1 protein-coding gene is annotated in these 461 nt (G+C 67.2%); it reads right to left on the bottom strand.

Going from position 1 to position 461, the window contains the following annotated elements:
* Positions 1 to 11 precede the first annotated feature (11 nt).
* A partial coding sequence (locus JHD67_RS21450) for a DUF2875 family protein (RefSeq protein WP_199101167.1) occupies positions 12 to 461 on the bottom strand: 450 nt, incomplete at its 5' end.

The raw sequence follows: 461 nt of genomic DNA, 5'->3' as shown, positions 1-461 counted from the left end.
GCCACACACGCTCACTTCTTGAGCCATTCGTCGAGGTCCACGCGGGGGCCGCTGGCGATAAAGTCATCCAGCGCCTTCTGTTCACGGACGACCTTTTCCTGATCGATCGGGCGCGGGTAGACCTCTTTCTGGCGCTGCGCCACGTAGAACTCCTCCAGGATGCGCGCGGAGGGCTGCTCGCTGCTGGCGGTCTGCGGCAGCAGGTTCACGCCGAACGGGCTGTCGCGGGGCTTTTTGCCCGGCGTGGCCGAAGTGAGCGTGATCACCGTGGCTTGGTCCGCCCGGCGCAGCGGCACCACCACGCTGGTGTCCGCTTGCGTGTAGGTGGCCATGGTGGCCAGCGCGATGCCGACGAAGGGCGAGGCCGCGCCGGTATCGCCCAGGCGCTGGGTCAGGTCGTAGCTCTCGTGGGATTCCAACAGATCCAGCGGACTGCCGGCGGCCTTGAGCGCGGGCATCAA

The sequence above is a fragment of the Dyella sp. ASV21 genome (assembly GCF_016428975.1).
In the GTDB taxonomy this organism is placed as follows: Bacteria; Pseudomonadota; Gammaproteobacteria; order Xanthomonadales; family Rhodanobacteraceae; genus Dyella.
This window is presented reverse-complemented; position numbering and strand designations above follow the sequence as displayed.